General features: G+C 70.5%; 13 protein-coding genes. 6 read left to right on the plus strand and 7 right to left on the minus strand.

Going from position 1 to position 16,821, the window contains the following annotated elements:
* Window positions 1-33 precede the first annotated feature (33 nt).
* Window positions 34-870, minus strand: coding sequence for an ABC transporter ATP-binding protein (locus LWP59_RS32095; RefSeq protein WP_144636647.1), 837 nt, complete (start codon window positions 868-870; stop codon window positions 34-36).
* A 205-nt stretch (window positions 871-1,075) separates the two neighbouring features.
* Here LWP59_RS32095 and LWP59_RS32100 point away from each other — a divergent pair, with 205 nt between their 5' ends.
* Complete coding sequence (locus LWP59_RS32100; protein WP_144636649.1) at window positions 1,076-1,615, plus strand: cysteine dioxygenase; 540 nt, start codon at window positions 1,076-1,078, stop codon at window positions 1,613-1,615.
* A 116-nt stretch (window positions 1,616-1,731) separates the two neighbouring features.
* Complete coding sequence (locus tag LWP59_RS32105; protein ID WP_229857803.1) at window positions 1,732-2,106, plus strand: rhodanese-like domain-containing protein; 375 nt, start codon at window positions 1,732-1,734, stop codon at window positions 2,104-2,106.
* Between the two features lie 9 nt (window positions 2,107-2,115).
* On the opposite strand, the gene glgP is transcribed toward LWP59_RS32105, so the two are convergent.
* Window positions 2,116-4,647, minus strand: coding sequence for an alpha-glucan family phosphorylase (gene glgP / locus LWP59_RS32110; RefSeq protein ID WP_144636653.1), 2,532 nt, complete (start codon window positions 4,645-4,647; stop codon window positions 2,116-2,118).
* Here glgP and LWP59_RS32115 point away from each other — a divergent pair.
* Window positions 4,646-6,127, plus strand: a complete 1,482-nt coding sequence (locus LWP59_RS32115) for a neutral zinc metallopeptidase (RefSeq protein ID WP_144636655.1) — start codon at window positions 4,646-4,648, stop codon at window positions 6,125-6,127. The genes glgP and LWP59_RS32115 overlap by 2 nt on opposite strands.
* A gap of 427 nt (window positions 6,128-6,554) precedes the next feature.
* Here LWP59_RS32115 and LWP59_RS32120 read toward each other — a convergent pair whose 3' ends face one another.
* On the minus strand, window positions 6,555-7,514 hold the full coding sequence (locus LWP59_RS32120; RefSeq protein ID WP_144644074.1) for a tetratricopeptide repeat protein: 960 nt from the start codon (window positions 7,512-7,514) through the stop codon (window positions 6,555-6,557).
* Window positions 7,515-7,545: 31 nt separating this feature from the next.
* Window positions 7,546-7,842 carry a thiamine-binding protein gene (locus LWP59_RS32125; RefSeq protein WP_144644076.1) on the minus strand — a complete coding sequence of 99 codons (297 nt, stop codon included), beginning with the start codon at window positions 7,840-7,842 and terminating at the stop codon, window positions 7,546-7,548.
* A 72-nt stretch (window positions 7,843-7,914) separates the two neighbouring features.
* On the opposite strand from LWP59_RS32125, the gene LWP59_RS32130 reads away from it, so the two are divergent.
* Window positions 7,915-8,415 (plus strand): MarR family winged helix-turn-helix transcriptional regulator, encoded by a 501-nt coding sequence (locus LWP59_RS32130; RefSeq protein ID WP_144644078.1) that lies wholly within the window; start codon window positions 7,915-7,917, stop codon window positions 8,413-8,415.
* A 46-nt stretch (window positions 8,416-8,461) separates the two neighbouring features.
* Here LWP59_RS32130 and LWP59_RS32135 read toward each other — a convergent pair whose 3' ends face one another.
* The 3 genes from LWP59_RS32135 to LWP59_RS32145 all read right to left on the minus strand — a co-directional run bounded on the left by LWP59_RS32135 (window position 8,462) and on the right by LWP59_RS32145 (window position 14,512).
* Window positions 8,462-8,824, minus strand: a complete 363-nt coding sequence (locus tag LWP59_RS32135) for a DUF3817 domain-containing protein (RefSeq protein ID WP_144644080.1) — start codon at window positions 8,822-8,824, stop codon at window positions 8,462-8,464.
* Between the two features lie 175 nt (window positions 8,825-8,999).
* Complete coding sequence (locus tag LWP59_RS32140) at window positions 9,000-11,363, minus strand: GH92 family glycosyl hydrolase (RefSeq protein WP_144644082.1); 2,364 nt, start codon at window positions 11,361-11,363, stop codon at window positions 9,000-9,002.
* A 2-nt stretch (window positions 11,364-11,365) separates the two neighbouring features.
* The gene (locus LWP59_RS32145; protein WP_144644084.1) at window positions 11,366-14,512 is read right to left on the minus strand and encodes a GH92 family glycosyl hydrolase; all 3,147 of its coding nucleotides are present in this window, start codon (window positions 14,510-14,512) and stop codon (window positions 11,366-11,368) included.
* A gap of 317 nt (window positions 14,513-14,829) precedes the next feature.
* Here LWP59_RS32145 and LWP59_RS32150 point away from each other — a divergent pair, with 317 nt between their 5' ends.
* Complete coding sequence (locus LWP59_RS32150; RefSeq protein ID WP_144644086.1) at window positions 14,830-15,813, plus strand: LacI family DNA-binding transcriptional regulator; 984 nt, start codon at window positions 14,830-14,832, stop codon at window positions 15,811-15,813.
* Entirely contained in the window at window positions 15,810-16,820 is a 1,011-nt protein-coding gene (locus LWP59_RS32155; RefSeq protein WP_144644088.1) for a class I mannose-6-phosphate isomerase, read from the plus strand. The genes LWP59_RS32150 and LWP59_RS32155 overlap by 4 nt, the downstream gene beginning before the upstream one ends.
* Window position 16,821: the final 1 nt, after the last annotated feature.

A 16,821-nucleotide genomic window follows, 5' to 3' on the forward strand; every position in this document is an offset into this window, starting at 1 on the left:
GGCTTCCTCCTCAAATGGTTACTGGCCGGTACCCTACCGCCGCCGCGCGAAGAACCGGTCGCCCGAGCGCTCGAGCAGCAGGTCCTGGTCGAACGTCTTGGACAGGTTCTCCGCCGTCAGCACATCGTCGATCAGCCCGGCCACCACCGCACGGCCGTCGCGCAGCAGGAGCGCGTGGGTGAAGCCGGGCGGGATCTCCTCGACGTGGTGCGTCACCAGCACCATCGCCGGGGCGTCGGGGTCGAGCGCCAGCGCGGACAGCCGCGCCACCAGGTCCTCGCGGCCGCCCAGGTCCAGGCCGGCGGCCGGCTCGTCCAGCAGCAGCATCTCCGGGTCGGTCATCAGGGCACGCGCGATCAGGACCCGCTTGCGCTCGCCCTCGGACAGGGTGCCGAAGGTGCGCTCCGCGAGATGCGTCACACCGAGCGCGCCGAGCAGCTCCAGCGCGCGGTCCATGTCGAGGGTGTCGTACTCCTCGCGCCACCGGCCGAGGACCGCGTACCCGGCGCTGACCACGACGTCCCGGACCAGTTCGTCGCCGGGGACGCGGCCCGCGAGCGCGGCCGAGGTGAAGCCGATGCGCGGGCGCAGCTCGAAGATGCCGACCTTGCCGATCCGCTCGCCGAGCAGGTCCACGGTGCCGGTGGTGGGGTGCAGCTCCGCGGCCGCCAGGCGCAGCAGCGTGGTCTTGCCCGCGCCGTTGGGGCCGAGCACCACCCAGCGCTCGTCCAGTTCCACGGCCCAGTCGAGGCCCGCGAGCAGTTCGGTGCTGCCGCGGCGGACCCCCACGCCCGACATCCGCACCACGAGGTCGTCAAGGTTGTCCGTCTCGCTCACGCGCCCATTGTGGTCATAGTTGCCGGTCCCCATGGCAGCGGCCCCGTACCAGAACGTGAGACGTCACGAGGGGTAGCCGGAAGCCGTGGCAGGATGCGGTTCGTGATCGCTTCGCCGTCCCAGCAGCTCGCGGGTGACTTCTGGCGTGATCGCACCGTCGACCTGCTCCTGGTCGCGTCCTGCGGCTGTACCGGCCCGTCCGCCGTGTCCCGCAGTCCACTAGTTCCAGGAGCCTTCGTTGACCCAGTCCGTCCTCGACATCGAGATCCATCCGCAGCTGTCCGGCGTGCTCACGCACGAGCTGCTCGACCCTTCGCGTCTACTGTGGACCTCCAGTCAGCTGGCCGCGCTGACCGGCCGGGTCGCGCGTGAGCTGACCGGCCCGCTGCACGAGATCCTGCACTTCGACGTCGACCAGCGCTGGTGGGCCCGCCTCGCGCTGACCGACGGCGTGGAGCTGTGGCTGCTGTCCTGGCTGCCCGGCCAGCAGACCAAGCCGCACGACCACGGTGGCGCCGCCGGCTCGTTCACCGTCCTGCGGGGCGAGGTCACCGAGGAGTACCGCTACCCCGGCGGGCCGATCCGGACCCGCACCCACGGGACCGGGACGGGCATCGGGTTCGGCGCGGGACGCGCACACCAGGTGACCGGCGCCGGGACCGAACCGGCCGCGACCGTGCACGCCTACTCGCCGCCGCTGGTGCCGACCAGGGAGTACCGGTCGCTGGCCGATGTGCCGGCCGAGATCCCGCCGCTGCCGGTGATACTCGAACGATGAGGGATGACGACCGCAGGGAGGAATCACTCCGATCGGCACAGCCGGCTCGTGCCTCGCGGCCATTGTCGCTCACCGAGGAACGAGGGGAGGCGAGAACGGCCGTGAGCGTGGAGGAGATGCTCGCGGCCGCCCGGTCCCGGCTGGACCGGGTCGACCCCGCGGGCGCGCGGGCGCTGCAGGAGCAGGGCGCGCTGATCGTGGACATCCGGCCGGCCGACTACCGGGCGGCCGAGGGCGAGATCCCCGGCTCGGTGCCGATCGAGCGCATCCACCTGGAGTGGCGGCTCGACCCGGCGGGCTCGCACCGGTTGCCCGAGGCGCGGGCCGAGCGCCCGGTCGTGGTGGTCTGCAACGAGGGCTACGCGTCGAGCCTCGCGGCGGCGTACCTGCAGCGCCTGGGCGTCCGGGCGACCGATCTCGACGGCGGCTTCCGGGCCTGGGCCGCGGCCGGGCTGCCCACCCGGGACGGCCCCACCCCGGCCGTGCCCTGACGCGTCCCGCTACGCCAGGACCACCTTCCCCAGCTCCGCCGCGGTGGCCAGCAACGGATGCTTCGGCAGCACCCGCACCGTGTAGCCGAGCGAACCGGCGTGCGGCAGCCGCAGCGTCGCGGTGAACAGGCCGATGCCGGCCTGTGTCATCGGCACCGTGACCGGCTCGTGCAGGTCGTCGGTGTCCCCGACGCGGCCGACCACCGCCTGGACGTCCACTTCGGACACGTCCAGGCCCGCGAGGTCGATGCGCGCCTGCACGTGCACCTCGCTGCCCACGACGAGGGTCTCCGCGGTCAGCTCGGTGTCGAAGATCTTCACCTGCGGCCACAGCGTGTCGATCCGCTTGCGGTACTCCGACAGCGACCGCGCGCCCTCGAAGGAGTTCCGGGTCGCGGCGTCGACCGTGCTGGCCGCCGGGTGGTAGCAGGTCTCGACGTACTCCCGCACCATCCGCGACGCCTGCACGCGCGGCCCGAGGGTGTCCAGCGTGTGCCACACCATCGACATCCAGCCCTCGGGCACGCCGTTCCCGTCGCGGTCGTAGAACAGCGGCGCGACCTGCTGCCCGAGCAGGTCGTAGAGCGCCGCGGACTCCAGCTCGTCCCGGCGCAGCGGGTCGCGGATGCCGTCGGCGGTCGGGATCGCCCAGCCGTTGCTGCCGTCGTAGCACTCGTCCCACCAGCCGTCCCGGATCGACAGGTTGAGCCCGCCGTTGAGCGCCGACTTCATGCCCGACGTGCCACACGCCTCCAGCGGCCTCGTGGGGTTGTTCAGCCACACGTCGCAGCCGCGGTAGAGGTACCGGGCCATCGACATGTCGTAGTCGGGCAGGAACACCATCCGGCGCCGGACGTCCGGGTCGTCGACGAACCGGACGATCTGCTGGATCAGCTGCTTGCCGCCCTCGTCGGCCGGATGCGACTTGCCCGCGACGACGATCTGGATCGGCCGGTCCTCGTCCAGCAGCAGCGCCCGCAGCCGTTCGGGGTCGCGCAGCATCAGCGTGAGCCGCTTGTAGGTGGGGACGCGGCGGGCGAACCCGACGGTCAGCACGTCCGGGTCGAACACCGTGTTGATCCAGCCCAGCTCCAGCGCCGACGCGCCGCGCTGCAGCCACGCGTCGCGCACGCGGCGCCGCACCTCCGCGACGAGCTTCTGCCGCAGATCCCGCCGCAGCGCCCACAGCTCCTCGTCGGACACCCCCTGCCGGCTCGGCAGCTGCCCACGGTGTCCCCATTCCTTGTGCTTACCGCCGAGCAGCGCGGTCAGCTCGCGGGCGACCCAGGTCGGGCCGTGGACGCCGTTGGTGACCGACGTGATCGGCACCTCGTCCTCGTCGAACCCGGTCCACAGCCGGGCGAACATCCGCCGCGAGACCTTGCCGTGCAGGGCCGACACCCCGTTGGCGCGCTGCGCGAGCCGCAGGCCCATGTGCGCCATGTTGAACATGCCCGGGTTGTCCTCCGCGCCGAGCGCGAGCACGCGGCGGGTCTCGATACCGGGCAGCAGGCGCCCGTCGCCGAAGTAGTGCTGCACGAGGTCCACCGGGAAGCGGTCGATCCCGGCGGGGACCGGCGTGTGCGTGGTGAACACCGTGCCGGCGCGCACCGCGGAGAGCACCTCGTCCAGGCCCAGTCCGTGCTCGGCGATGATCTCGCGCGCCCGCTCCAGGCCCAGGAAACCGGCGTGGCCCTCGTTGGTGTGGAACACCTCCGGCTGCGGATGCCCGGTCAGCTCGCAGTACCGGCGCACCGCGCGCATGCCGCCGATCCCGGCCAGGATCTCCTGGCGGATGCGGTGGTCGGCGTCGCCGCCGTAGAGCCGGTCGGTGACCCGGCGCAGGTCCTCGTCGTTCGCGTCGACGTCGGTGTCCAGCAGCAGCAACGGCACCCGGCCGACGTGCGCCTGCCAGACCTGCGCGTACAGGTCGCGCCCGCCGGGCATCGCGACGTCGACCAGCACGGGCTCGCCCGCCTCGTCGGTCAGCAGCTCCAGCGGCAGTGCGTTCGGGTCGATGACCGGGTAGTGCTCGAGCTGCCAGCCGTCCAGGGACAGCCCCTGGCGGAAGTAGCCCGCGCGGTACAGCGGTCCGACGCCGATCATGGGAACGCCCAGGTCGGACGCGGCCTTGAGGTGGTCCCCCGCGAGCACGCCGAGGCCGCCGGAGTAGTTCGGCAGGGCCTCGTGCACGCCGAACTCCATGCAGAAGTAGGCGATGCCCTTCGGCGCGTCCGCCGCGGCCTGGTGCTCCTGGTACCAGCGGTCTTCGGTGAGATAGCGCTCGAGATCCTCCGTCGCCGCGCGGGCCCTCGCCAGGAAGTCCTCGTCCGCGGCCAGCCTCTCGAGCCGGGCCGGTGCGACGGCCAGCAGCATCCGCAGCGGGTCCCGGACCCGGCGGAACAGCTCGTCGTCCATGGACGCGAACAGGTCCCGGGTCGGCGGATGCCAGGTCCAGCGCAGGTTGGTCGCCAGGGCCCGCAGGCCGGCCAGCGATTCCGGCAGGCTCGCGCGAACGGTGAACCGACGGATTGCTCTCATGAGGATCGACGATATCGGTTACTGTCCTGTGTCCGAAGCTGATCAGGGAGCGGGTGGGATGCGCGCAGGGGGACTGGCTGTCGCGATGGCCGGGGTGCTGGTACTCGGTCTCACGGCGTGCGGCGGTGGTGCAACGAACACCGCGGCCGCTTCGGTGGCAGGCCTGCCCGTCACCCACTTCCAGAGCGGCCTGCGCGCGAACGCTCCCACGCCCGACCTGCAGGTGGAGAACGCCGGCGACGACGAGGCCGACAAGCTCGCGACCGCCACGATCGCCGACGTCGAGGACTACTGGAGCAAGCAGCTGCCCGACGACTTCGGTGTCGCCTTCGAGCCGGTGAAGTCGCTGCTGTCCTACGAGTCGAACGGCGCCAACCAGGAGAACGGCTGCGGCGACACGAAGCGGAACGTGAACGCGTTCTACTGCGGTCAGGACGACTCGGTCGCGTGGGACCGGGGTGTGCTGCTGCCCACGATGATCCAGCAGTTCGGGCCGTTGTCGGTGGTGACGGTGCTGTCGCACGAGTTCGGCCACGCCGTGCAGTACCGGCTGCAGGACAAGGCCGGGATCACCCGCAGCACGCCGACGATCGTCAAGGAGCAGCAGGCGGACTGCTTCGCGGGCAGCTACTACCGGTGGGTCGCCGAGGGCAACAGCAAGTACTTCACGGTGTCCACCGCGGAGGGGCTGAACTCGGCCCTGTCCTCGCTGTTCCTGGTGCGCGACAGCGCGGGGACCTCGGCCGAGGACAGGCAGGCGCACGGCACGGCGTTCGACCGGATCTTCGCGTTCCAGCTCGGCTTCGAGAAGGGGCCGAAGGAGTGCGCGGGGATCAACATGGAAAACCTGCAGCCGCGGCTGACCGAGCGCCCGTTCGACCCGGACGACAACAACAAGGGCACGCTCGACATCGACGAGCAGACCGTCGGTTACCTGCAGGACAGCCTGAACGCCGCGTTCGCCGGGGCGAATGTGGCGGCGCCGAAGATCGTCGACGGGGGTGGCAGCTGCCAGGGTGGGCCTGCCACGCCGCCGGCGTCGTACTGCTCCTCCGACAACACGGTGAACATCGACCTGGCGACCCTGGCGGAGCTCGGCAAGCCGGTGGACCAGGACGCGGAGTGGAACGGCCAGGACAACGGTGGTCGAGGTGACTTCGCGGCCCTGTCGGAGATCGCCTCGCGGTACGCGCTGGCGATCCAGAACGGCGTCGGCGCGTCACTGGACAACGCGAACGCCGGTCTGCGGACGGCATGCCTGGTAGGCGCCTGGGCCGCGGCGGCGAACAAGCTGGGGGACACGAAGCTGCGCCTTTCCGCGGGTGATCTCGACGAGGCGATCTCGGACCTCCTGCGCCCGGACAGCCTCGTCGCGGCGGACGTCAACGGCAAGCGGGTCGATGCGGGCTTCACCAGGGTCGAGGCCATGCGCACGGGATATCTGGAAGGTTCCTCGCCGTGCAGTAAGCAGTACGGCTGAGGTCAGCTGCCCAGCCCCCAGCCGAGGCTCCCCCGACGCTGCCCAGCGCCCACCAACGGCGACCCGGCAACGGCAGCCAGGAATGGCCGCGCCCGGCCGCCCCCTTACCCCGATCCCCGCGTCCTTCAGCGGTCGGGGTGGGGCGGCCCACCTCGCGCTCCGCGCGAGGTCCCCGAAACCCCCGCGCCGCGCGCGGGGGAAAAGATCAAGAGAGTCCTCGCCGGACGGGCAGGCTCAAAGATGAGCCAGGAAAACCGCCTACGTCACCTTCTCGACGTGGTCGAGTCGTGTGGCCATCCCGTCGCCTGCGGTCTGTGCATATCACTTTGACCCAGACCCGCAAGCTTTGGTCTTTGAAGCTGCGGAATCGTCCCGTGTCAGGCGACGGGATGACCACCCAACTCTGGGGGTTTACCTGAGCTACCGCTCAGAACAGGGCCGACGCCAGGTCGCGCCTCGCCTTGGCCACTCGCTCGTCCGCCGGGTCGAAGAGGTCGAACAGGCCCACCAGGTGCTCCCGCACTCGGTTGCGGTCGTCGCCGAAGGTGCGGCGGACCGTGCCGATCAGCCGCGCGAACGCGTCCTCGACCTTGTTCTCCGCGACCTCGAAGTCCGCAGCCGCGAGCTGGGCCTCCAGGTCGTCCGGGTTGGCGTTCGCGCGGGCCACGGCCGACGGGTCGGCGGCCTCCGCACGGGCGGCGAAGCGCACCTGCGTCAACGCCGCCTTCGCGAGCTCGTTCGCCGGCTCCACGTCGAGGATGCGCTGGTACGCCGCCTCGGCAGCCGCGTAGTCGCCGCGCTCGAAGGCGTCCTCGGCCTCGGTGAAGCGCGGGTCCTCCGGCTCCTCGACCTCTTCGGGCCGGGCGTCCTGAACCCCCGGCAGCTTGTCCTTGAGCGCGTCGAGCAGGGCGCCCAGCCACTTCTTGATCTCGGGCTCCGGCAGCGCGCCCGCGAACGCGTCGACCGGCTGGCCGCCGGCGATCGCGACGACCGTCGGGATGGACTGCGCGCCGAACAGCTGCGCGATCCGCGGGTTCGCGTCCACGTCGACCTTCGCGAGCACCCACGCCCCGCCGGACTGCGCCGCCAGGCGCTCCAGCACCGGGCTGAGCTGCTTGCACGGCCCGCACCAGTCGGCCCACAGATCGACGATCACCAGCTGCTGCAGGGACCGTTCGACCACGTCCGCCTGGAACGAGGCCTCGGTGACCTCGAAGACGGCACCGCCGCCACCGGCAGGCGCCTGCGGCCCTGCCCCGGGCGGCGAGGCGGCCGGCTGCTGGCGCGCGGCGTCCGCGCGTGCCTTCAGCGCGGACAGATCGACCGCACCCGACAGCGCGGCCGACATGGCTGCTGAGTTCGCTGCTGATCCGCGTGGGTTCGTCACGGTTCCATCCTGGCACGCGTTCCCGCGGGAATCACCGCAGGTGCTGTTCCACCCGCTCGACCTTCGCCGTGAGCTGCCCCTCATAGCCCGGCCGGATGTCGGCCTTCAGCACGAGCGACACCCGCGCGGCGCCCTCACCTGCCGCCTCGACGGCGCGTTTGACCACGTCCATGACCTCGTCCCAGTCGCCCTCGACGTTGGTGAACATGGCGTTCGTCGAGTTCGGCAGGCCCGAGTCCCGCACCACCTTGACCGCCCGCGAGACGGCTTCGCTCACCCCGCCGTCCGGGTCTCCGCCGGCCGGGCTGACGCTGAATGCGACGAGCATGGCGTTCCCTTCCCTCGTTATGGGCACTACCCTGCCCCATCGACCGGATACGCGCTGGTAGCTTCCCAGCTCATGAACCGCCCACTGCCGTTCGACCCGATCGCCCGCGCCGCGCAGCTGTGGGAGGACCGGGTCGGCCCTTCCGGCACGATGGCCGCGGTCACCGGGCTGATGCGCGTCCAGCAGATCATCCAGTCCGCCGTGGACGGCGCGCTGAAGCCCCACGGGCTCACCTTCGCCCGCTACGAGGCGCTGGTGCTGCTGTCCTTCGCCCGGCGCTCGAGCCTGCCGATGCGGGTGATGGGCGAGCGCCTGCAGCTGCACCCGACGAGCGTCACCAACATCGTCGACCGGCTGGAGCGCGACGGGCTGGTCAAGCGGGTCCCGCATCCGACGGACCGGCGCACGACGCTGGTCGAGATCACCGACGACGGTCGCGCCCGGCACGTCGAGGCGACCAAGGCGGTCACGTCCATCGACTTCGGCCTGGTCGGCCTCACGCCGAACCAGACCACTCAGCTCACCGAGCTGCTGACCAAGATCCGCAAGGCGACCGGGGACTTCGAGGACTAGCGGAAACAGCCCCCGCCCCGGACGACGGGGCGGGGGCTTTCCGGAATCAGGCCGCGGCGGTCTCGCGGACGAACAGGCCGGTGCCGCCGTAGCTGAGCCGGCCGGGGCCGTCGAGCTTGCCGGTGCGCAGCGCCCACTTCTCGAACCACCAGGTGAACAGCGGCGGGATGCTGGCCAGCAGTGCCATCAGCAACGTCTTCGGCTTCCACCCGAGGGGCTTGAACACGGCGAGCGTCACCAGCACGTAGCAGATGAAGATCACCCCGTGGACCATGCCCAGCACCGGGACGCCACCCTCGTGGGACGCGGAGAAGCCGTACTTCAGGATCATCCCGATCACCAGGGCGGCCCAGGAGAACGCCTCGGCGACTGCGGCCACGCGGAATACGAGAGCGGCCTTGCTGGACACTGCTTTCCTCCTCAGTGGATTACACACAAAAATCGCCCGGCTACGTGACTCCGTAAGAGACGGATCCCTTACGTCAACCACACTGTCGGACGTTTCGGTGTCCAGTGTGCGCCGTGACCGCGCTCACCGGAACATCGGGGGTCGTGATTGTTCTCACGGCCCCCGATGCCCGTGACTAGCTCGCGCAGGGCGAAAGTGGCGCCCCACCAGGGCCGGTCGCCCAGTTGGCACTGGTGGCATCCGTGGTGAGCCGGAAGTCCAGCGTGGAGCCACGGGTCAACTGCTCGAGCCCGATGTAAGCACGGTCACTGCCGACCCCGTTCACCCGCAGCCCCTGCACGTACTGGGTCCGCGCCGCGTCCGCACCGCCGGCTTCGAGCACGATGTCCCGCCCGTTTTCCAGGTGCACCACGGCCTTCGGGAACTGCGGCGCGCTCAGCACGAACTGTCCGGTGCCCGGCACCGCGGGGTAGAGCCCGAGTGAGCTGAAGACGTACCAGGCCGACATCTCGCCCAGATCGTCGTTGCCGGTCACGCCGTTGGGCGCGTTCGTGAACAACGTGTGCGCCGCCCGGAGCACCGCGGAGGTCTTCCACGGCTGCCCGACGAGGGTGTACATCCACGGCGCGTGCAGATCCGGTTCGTTGTTCGGGTTGTACCGGAACTGGTTGTAGTAGTTGTACGGCCCGGTGACCCATTCGTCGCGCACCGTGCCCGCCGGATCGGCCAGCAGGTCGGGGTAGGCGAAGAAGTCGTCGAGCCGGGCCGCGGTCGCCTGCGGCCCGCCCATCCGCTGCACCAGCCCGGGGATGTCCTGCTGGGTCAGCCACTGGTACTGCCAGGCCGTGCCCTCGTGGAACCCGTCCTGGCCTTCCGGCGTGTACGGCCCGGTCGCCGGGGTGAACCAGTCGCCGCCGGTGACCTTGGGCCGCGGGAACCCGGTGAACCCGCGGTCGGAAACGGTGCTGTCCCACAGGTTCTGGTAGCTGTGCCCCTTCGCCGCGAGCTGCTGCGCGTCCTGCGTCCGGCCGAGGCCGCCCGCCATGATCGACAGCGAGCAGTCCGCCAGCGCGTACTCCAGGGTCGCCGAGGCACCGTGCGCCGGGTCGGTGTCCTGGCCCTTCTTCGGGAAGTCCGGGTCGTACTGGACGAACCCGTTCGCCTGGTAGCTCTCGTTGCCCGCCCGGCCCTGGAACGGCGACGAGGCAGGCGGGAGCTGCGTGGAGTTCTGCAGCAACGCCTGGTACGCCTGGCCTTCCATGCCACGCAGGGCGCCGAACCGCCACAGGTCGACCAGGAACGGCGTGACCGGGTCGCCGGTCATCGTGTTCGTCTCCTGGTTCGCGTAGGCCCACCGCGGCAGCCAGCCGCCCTGGTCGTGGATCGCGAGGAGGCTCCGCGCGATGTCCCGTGCCCGGTCCGGCCGCAGCAACGCCAGCAGCTGGTTCTGCGAGCGGTAGGTGTCCCAGAGCGAGAAGTACTGGTAGTACGTCCAGCCCACGGCGCGGTGGACCTGGTCGTCGAAGCCGCGGTAGCGGCCGTCGACATCGTTGCCGGTCAACGGTTGCAGCAGCGTGTGGTACAGGGAGGTGTAGAACACCGTCCGGTTGTCCGTCGAGCCGCCAGTGATGTCCACAGTGGACAACTCGCGTTGCCAGGTTCGCTGGGTGGTGGCCTTCACACGGTCGAAGGACTGGCCGCCTTCGGCCGCCAGGTTCCTTCGGGCGCCGTCGGCGTCCACATAGGAGATCGCCGTGGTGGCGGTGACCGAGCCGGGGTCGGCGAAGGTGAGCCACGCGCCGCGCAGGCCCGCCCCGCCGGAGGACTCGCGGCTGCCCGGGGTGCCACCGGTCGGCGACCAGGTGCCGTAGGAGGCGAACGGCTTGTCGAAGGTGGTCCGGAAGTACGTGGTGTACGGCTTGCCGCCGCAGAACGCCTGCGACTCCACGGTTCCCTCGACCGTCCGGTCGTCCACGACCCGGACGCCGCTGCCGGTCACCGGTTCCTTGTCGTTCGCCTGACCGGTGTTGACGAACACGTGGGCCGGACCGGCCTGGTCGAACGTGTAGCGCTCGACACCGGTGTGGGTCGTCGCCGTGGTCTCGACGTCGATCCCGCCGTAGCCGGTGAGGTGCACCTTGTAGTAGCCGGGCTTGCCGACCTCGCCGTCGTGGGTGTACGGCGAGGCGTACCGGGTCTGGTCGAAAGTGGACGGATCGGCGGGATCGAAGGTGCCGGTGGTGGGCAGGGTCGACACCAGTCCGCCCTGTTCCCAGCACCCGGCGCCGGAGAGGAAGAAGTGCCCGAACCCGCGGATCGCGGTGTCGGTGTACTGGTATCCCGCGTAGTGCGAGCCGATCGGGCTCACCTGGGTCATCCCGAACGGCGCCGAGGCGCCGGGGAACGTGTTGCCCTCGTCCTGCGTGCCGATGAACGTGTTGACCGCGTCGAGCGCGTCCGTCGGCGCGGCCGCCGCCACTGGAGTGACGACGGCCGCCGGAACGAGGGCGGCAGCGAGCACTGCCACCAGTTTCCGCATGGCTATCCGATTCCGATCGCGAACACGTGCAACTGTCCGCCCGAGACGCTTGACGGCAGGGTGACGCTCTTGACCGTCTTGCCCGCCGCGAGCGCGATCGGCGCGCTCGCGAACACATAGGTGTTGATCTGCTGCGAATCGCCGCCGACGCTGTTGCGGTACGGCGTGCGGAACGCAACCTGGTTGCCGAACGCCGGCTGCGCGGCACCGGCACCGAGTGTCCAGTCCGAGAACCCGAGGTTCGCGGTGCTGGTGGTGCCGTCGGTGTAGGTGACCGTCACGGTGCCGGACGCGTTGCCGTTCGCCGCGGCACCGAGGAACGCCAGCTGCCCGCTGCCCGACACGTTCACCGTCTGGCCCTGTGCGATCACGTTGTCCGGCGAACCGGCCGGGTAGTTCGGCCAGCTGTAGGACAACCCGTTCACCGTCACCGTGCTGCCCGCCTTGGCACCGGCCGCGGCCAGTGCGTCGGAGGAGTAGCTGAAACCGACGCCGTCGAAGTTCGCGGCTGCGGGCTTGGCGTCCGGCGAGATACCCGCGTTGTTCACCGTGGCGAGCCAGCTGCCGGGCTGTGCCACGAGCACGCCGAGCGTCGCCGTCAACGACGACTGCCCGCTCGCGCTCATCGTGATCGGCACCTGGTACGAACCTTCGGCGGTGCCGCCCGCCACGCTCACCGTGACGTTCGCCTGAGCCTTGCCGCCGGCGGGAACCGCGAGGTCACCGGAGGACGGGGTGACCGTGACGCCCGCCGGCGGCGCGGCAGTCCAGTGCCAGGTCCGGGCGGTGCCGGACAGGTCCTGCGCGCCGACCGCCGCGGTGCCGGTGGCGCCACCCGGCACCACCACCCGAGCCGGGTCCACAAAGGACCTCGCCGGTGTCTCACCCTCGCGGAACGAAGGCGGGGCGTCACTCGGCGAGCTGCCCCACGAGGTGTTCGGCGTGCCGGACAGCGTGTAGTCGAGCGTGCCGCCGGTCGTGACGAACGACTCCGGCAGCCACGGCTTGGTCGTCGTGGCGCCGTTGACCTTCAGTGTGGACACGTACTGGCCGGCGCCGCTGGAGCTGATCGTGATCTTCTTGCCGGCACCGGTGGTCAGCACGACCTTCGAGAACAGCGGCGAGCCGAGGACCAGCTCCGCGCGACCCGGGATCTCCGGGTACATGCCCAGTGCCGACCACACGTACCAGGAGGACATCTGCCCGAGGTCGTCGTTGCCGACCAGGCCCTCCGGGTTCGGGTTGTACAGCTCGGTCATCGCCCGCCGCACGATCGCCTGTGTCTTGTACGGCGCACCGGCGAAGTCGTACAGCCACGGCGCGTTCGCGTTGGGCTCGTTGCCCATGAACGCGTGCGGGTCCGCCGTGCCGGCGTTGAGCTCGGTGAAGAACTCGTCCAGACGGGACTGGACCGCCTGGTCCCCGCCGAACGCCGTGATCAGGCCCGCGGCGTCGTAGGGCACCATCCAGCTGTACTGCGCGCCGTTGCCCTCGACCCAGCCCGAGGAGCTGGCCGGGTCGTACGGCGTGCTGAACGTGCCGTCCGCCTGGCGCGGCTGCAGATAACCGCTCGCGGGGTTGTACAGGTTCTGCCAGTTCTGCGCCCGCTTCATGAAGTTCTGGTACGTCGAGCTGTCGCCGAGCCGCTGCGCGAGCTGCGCGATGGAGAAGTCGGCACTCGTGTACTCCAGCGTGTCCGCGCCGGCGCCCGGCACGTACCCGAGGTTCTGGTAGTCCGCCAGCCCCGGGCGTTCGGTGTAGCCCTGGGTGTTCGGCTGCGTCGCGCCGCGGATCATGGACAGCAACGCGTTGTTCGCGTCGAAGTCCTTGGCCCCGAAGGCGTACGCGCTGGAGACGATGATGTGGTACGGGTCGCCGTTCATCACGCCCGTGTAGTCGTTCGCCACCGTCCAGCGGTCCCAGGACCCGCCCTGCGCGGCATACGCGGTCATCGACCGGGCGATGTCGGAGGTCTCCTTGGGCGCCAGCATCGCCAGCAGCTGGATCTCCGAGCGGTAGATGTCCCAGCCGGAGAAGTTGGTGTACATCGCGTGGCCCTTGTCGGCGCTGTGCACGCGGCCGTCGAAGCCGGTGTACTGCCCGTCGGCATCGGAGAACACGTTGGGCTGGATCAGCGAGTGGTACAGCGCGGTGTAGAAGGTGGTCTTGTCCGCGTCCGAACCGCCGGTGACCTGGACCTGGTTGAGCCGGTCGTTCCACGCCTCGCGCGCCGCGGTGGCGACGTCGTCGAAGGAGCGGTGGTTGTTCTCCGTCTTGAGGTTCGCCTGCGCGCCGTCGGTCGACACGAACGAGACGCCGACCTGGACGTTGACCTGCGCGCCGGGCGCGAAGGTCACGTAACCGCCGCTGCCGGGACCGCTGACGGTGGTGTTCGTCGGCTTCTTGGACTCCGAGCGCGCGACGTTGGCCTGCGGTGCGACCTTCGCCTGAGCGCCGCCGTTCGCGGTCGCCTGGTTCGGCGTGACCGTGCCGTTGCGCCAGGTGCCGATCGAGGCGAACGGGGTGTCGAACTTCGCGTAGAAGTAGACGCGGTAGTGCGAGTCCGTGCCGCAGAACCGGCCGCTGGACGCCCAGCCGCTGACGCTGTCCCTGCCGATGGTGACCTGCGCGTCGTCCGTGCCCATGATCGAGCCGGAGCTGTTGATCAGCAACGTCGCCGGGCTGTTCTGCGGGTAGCTGAACCGGCCCGAGCCGGTGCGCTGGGTGGCGCTCAGCTCGACGTTCACGCCGCTGTCGAGCTTGACCGCGTACTTGCCTGCGGTCGCCTGCTCGTTCACGTGCGAGAACGGCAGCGTGTAGCGGCCGGGGTCGGTGGCGGGCGAGGTCGTGACCTGGCCCGCATAGGGGATGAACGGGATGTCTTCATAGGTGTCGCAGCCCGCGCCCGACAGATGCGTCAGGCTGAAACCCTTGAGGGCGGTGCTGTCGTAGTAGTAACCGCCGTGCTGTTCGGTGACCGTGTCCGGGCTCCACTGCACCATCCCGAACGGCACCACCGCCCCGGGGAAGGTGTTCCCCGCGCCGCCGCCCGTGCCCTGGTCCTCGCCGCCCGGCCGGGTGCCGACGAAGGGGTTGACCCACTTCGCCAGATCCTGCGCGGGCGCCGCGTCCGCCTGCACGGCCGGCATGACCATTGAGGTAACCACGAGGCCGGCGGCGAGCGCCAGCCCCCTTCTGACTCGCGAAAGCCTCATCCGGCACCCACTCACGTCTGCCTCCTGACAACCTTGTCGCGCGAGTCACTTTCGTTACCGGCTGACGAGGCGGTCAAGGATCGTGACGGATCCTGTCTTGTTCCGGACAGCCCGATACTCCAAGTGGCGCAAGGGATGCGGAGGGCATCGCACGCACACCATTGACAACCGGACGGCGACGGTGTGGAATCCGCTGCATTATGACAACGTTGTCGGACGGGCATCGTGGGCCGGTCAGTCGCCGGGCCACGATGAGTGACGTCGCCCGGCTGGCGGGGGTCAGCATCAAGACCGTGTCCCGGGTCGTCAACGACGAACCCGCGGTGCATCCGGAGACCGCCCGGCGGGTGCTGGCCGCCATCGAACAGCTCGGGTTCCGGCGCAACCTCGGCGCCCGCAACCTCCGCCGCGGCTCCACCACCGGCACCATCGGCCTGGTCGTGGAGGACGTCGGCAACCCGTTCTACTCCGAGCTCAACCGGGCCGTGGAGAAGATCGCCGGTTCCTACGGCCGGCACGTGCTGACCGGTTCCTCGGACGAGAACTCCGAGCGGGAACGCGAGCTGGCGCTGGAGTTCTGCTCGCGCCGCGTCGACGGGCTGCTGATCGTGCCCGCGGGCGCGCAGCACCACTACCTGGTGCCGGAGATGCGGGCCGGTACGCCCGTGGTGTTCCTCGACCGCCCGGCCGGCGACATCGTGGCCGACACCGTGCTGGTGGACAACCTCGGCGGCACCATCGAAGCGGTCGCGCACCTGGCGCGCCAGGGACATCGCCGCATCGCGTTCCTCGGCGACCGGCCGGACATCTTCACGGCCGGCGAGCGCCTGCGCGGGTTCCGCGAGGGCTGCGTGCGCGCGGGACTGCGCTACGACGAACGGCTCGCGGTGCTGCGGGCGCCGACGCGGGAGAACGTGCTCGACGCGGTGAACCGCCTGCTGACCGGTCCCCGCCGCGCCACCGCTGTCATCGCGGGGAACAACCGGGTCGCCGTGCACCTGCTGCGCGCGCTGACCCACGTGACCCCGCGCCCGGCGCTGGTGAGCTTCGACGACTTCGAGCTCGCCGACCTGCTCGACCCGCCCGTCACCGTGATCGGCCACGACGTGGGCCGGCTCGGCAAGGCGGCGGCCGAGTTGTTGTTCGCCCGGATCCACGGCGAGGATTCCCCGCCGAGAAAGGTAGTTCTGCCCGTGCACCTCGTACCCCGCGGCTCCGGTGAGGTCGCCCCGTGACCAGCCCCAGCAAGCTTGCGGCCAACCAGCCGCCCCAGTTCTACCGCGGCGGCGCGGCCATCGCCGCCCTCCGAGGCGCCGCCGACGGCAAGGAGTTCGGCCCCGAGGACTGGGTCGCCTCCACCACGACGCTGTTCGGCCAGGAGGAAACCGGCCTGTCCCGGCTGCCCGACGGCCGGTGGCTGCGGGACGCGGTCCGCGCCGACCCGGAGTCCTGGCTCGGCGCCAAGCACGTGGCGGCTTTCGCCGGCTCCACCGCACTGCTGGTCAAGCTGCTCGACGCCGGGCAGCGGTTGCCGGTGCACTTCCACCCGTCGAACTCCTTCGCCCGGAAGCACTTCGACTCCCACTTCGGCAAGACCGAGGCCTGGATCGTGGTCGGCACGAGCGGGGACGACCCGCGGGTCTACCCCGGCTTCCGGGAGAGCGTGGACCCGGCGACGGTCGGCGAGTGGGTGCGGGAGCAGGACGGTGCCGCGATGCTCGGCGCGCTGAACAGCGTGCCGGTCAAGCCCGGCGACAACGTCTACATCCCCTCGGGCCTGCCGCACGCGATCGGCGCGGGCGTGTTCGTCGTCGAACTGCAGCAGCCGACGGACTTCTCGCTCACCATCGAATGGCGGGACTTCCTGCAGAGCCCGGAGAAGGGCCACCTCGGCCTCGGTTTCGACACCGCGTTGCAGGCGCTGGACACCTCGGCGCGCGACCCGGAGTCGATCATCACCCGCACCGGGGCCACCGATGAGTCCATTGTGGAGCTCCTGGTGCCGGGGGCGGCGGAGTTCTTCCGCGCCGACCGGCTGCACCCGAAGCCCTCGCTGGCGCTGGACCCGTCGTTCACCGTGCTCGTGATGCTCGACGGCCAGGGCACGCTCAAGACCGAGCACGGCGGGGACCTCGCACTGGCCAAGGGCGACACCGTCGTGGTGCCCTACGCGGCGGGGCAGGCCGAGCTGTCCGGCGAGCTGACGACCATCCGCTGCCGACCCCCAGCACCGGGAGCCTGAC

It is taken from the genome of Amycolatopsis acidiphila (genome assembly GCF_021391495.1).
Taxonomy (GTDB): domain Bacteria; phylum Actinomycetota; class Actinomycetes; order Mycobacteriales; family Pseudonocardiaceae; genus Amycolatopsis_E; species Amycolatopsis_E acidiphila.

Bases quoted from the DNA above. Each gene is read 5' to 3' on its own strand.
- LWP59_RS32095 (WP_144636647.1), bottom strand. From the start codon at position 870: ATGGGGACCGGCAACTATGACCACAATGGGCGCGTGAGCGAGACGGAC.
- LWP59_RS32105 (WP_229857803.1), top strand. From the start codon at position 1,732: ATGCTCGCGGCCGCCCGGTCCCGGCTGGACCGGGTCGACCCCGCGGGC.
- LWP59_RS32115 (WP_144636655.1), top strand. From the start codon at position 4,646: ATGAGGATCGACGATATCGGTTACTGTCCTGTGTCCGAAGCTGATCAG.
- glgP (WP_144636653.1), bottom strand. From the start codon at position 4,647: ATGAGAGCAATCCGTCGGTTCACCGTTCGCGCGAGCCTGCCGGAATCG.
- LWP59_RS32125 (WP_144644076.1), bottom strand. From the start codon at position 7,842: ATGCTCGTCGCATTCAGCGTCAGCCCGGCCGGCGGAGACCCGGACGGC.
- LWP59_RS32130 (WP_144644078.1), top strand. From the start codon at position 7,915: ATGAACCGCCCACTGCCGTTCGACCCGATCGCCCGCGCCGCGCAGCTG.
- LWP59_RS32140 (WP_144644082.1), bottom strand. From the start codon at position 11,363: ATGCGGAAACTGGTGGCAGTGCTCGCTGCCGCCCTCGTTCCGGCGGCC.
- LWP59_RS32145 (WP_144644084.1), bottom strand. From the start codon at position 14,512: ATGCCGGCCGTGCAGGCGGACGCGGCGCCCGCGCAGGATCTGGCGAAG.
- LWP59_RS32150 (WP_144644086.1), top strand. From the start codon at position 14,830: ATGAGTGACGTCGCCCGGCTGGCGGGGGTCAGCATCAAGACCGTGTCC.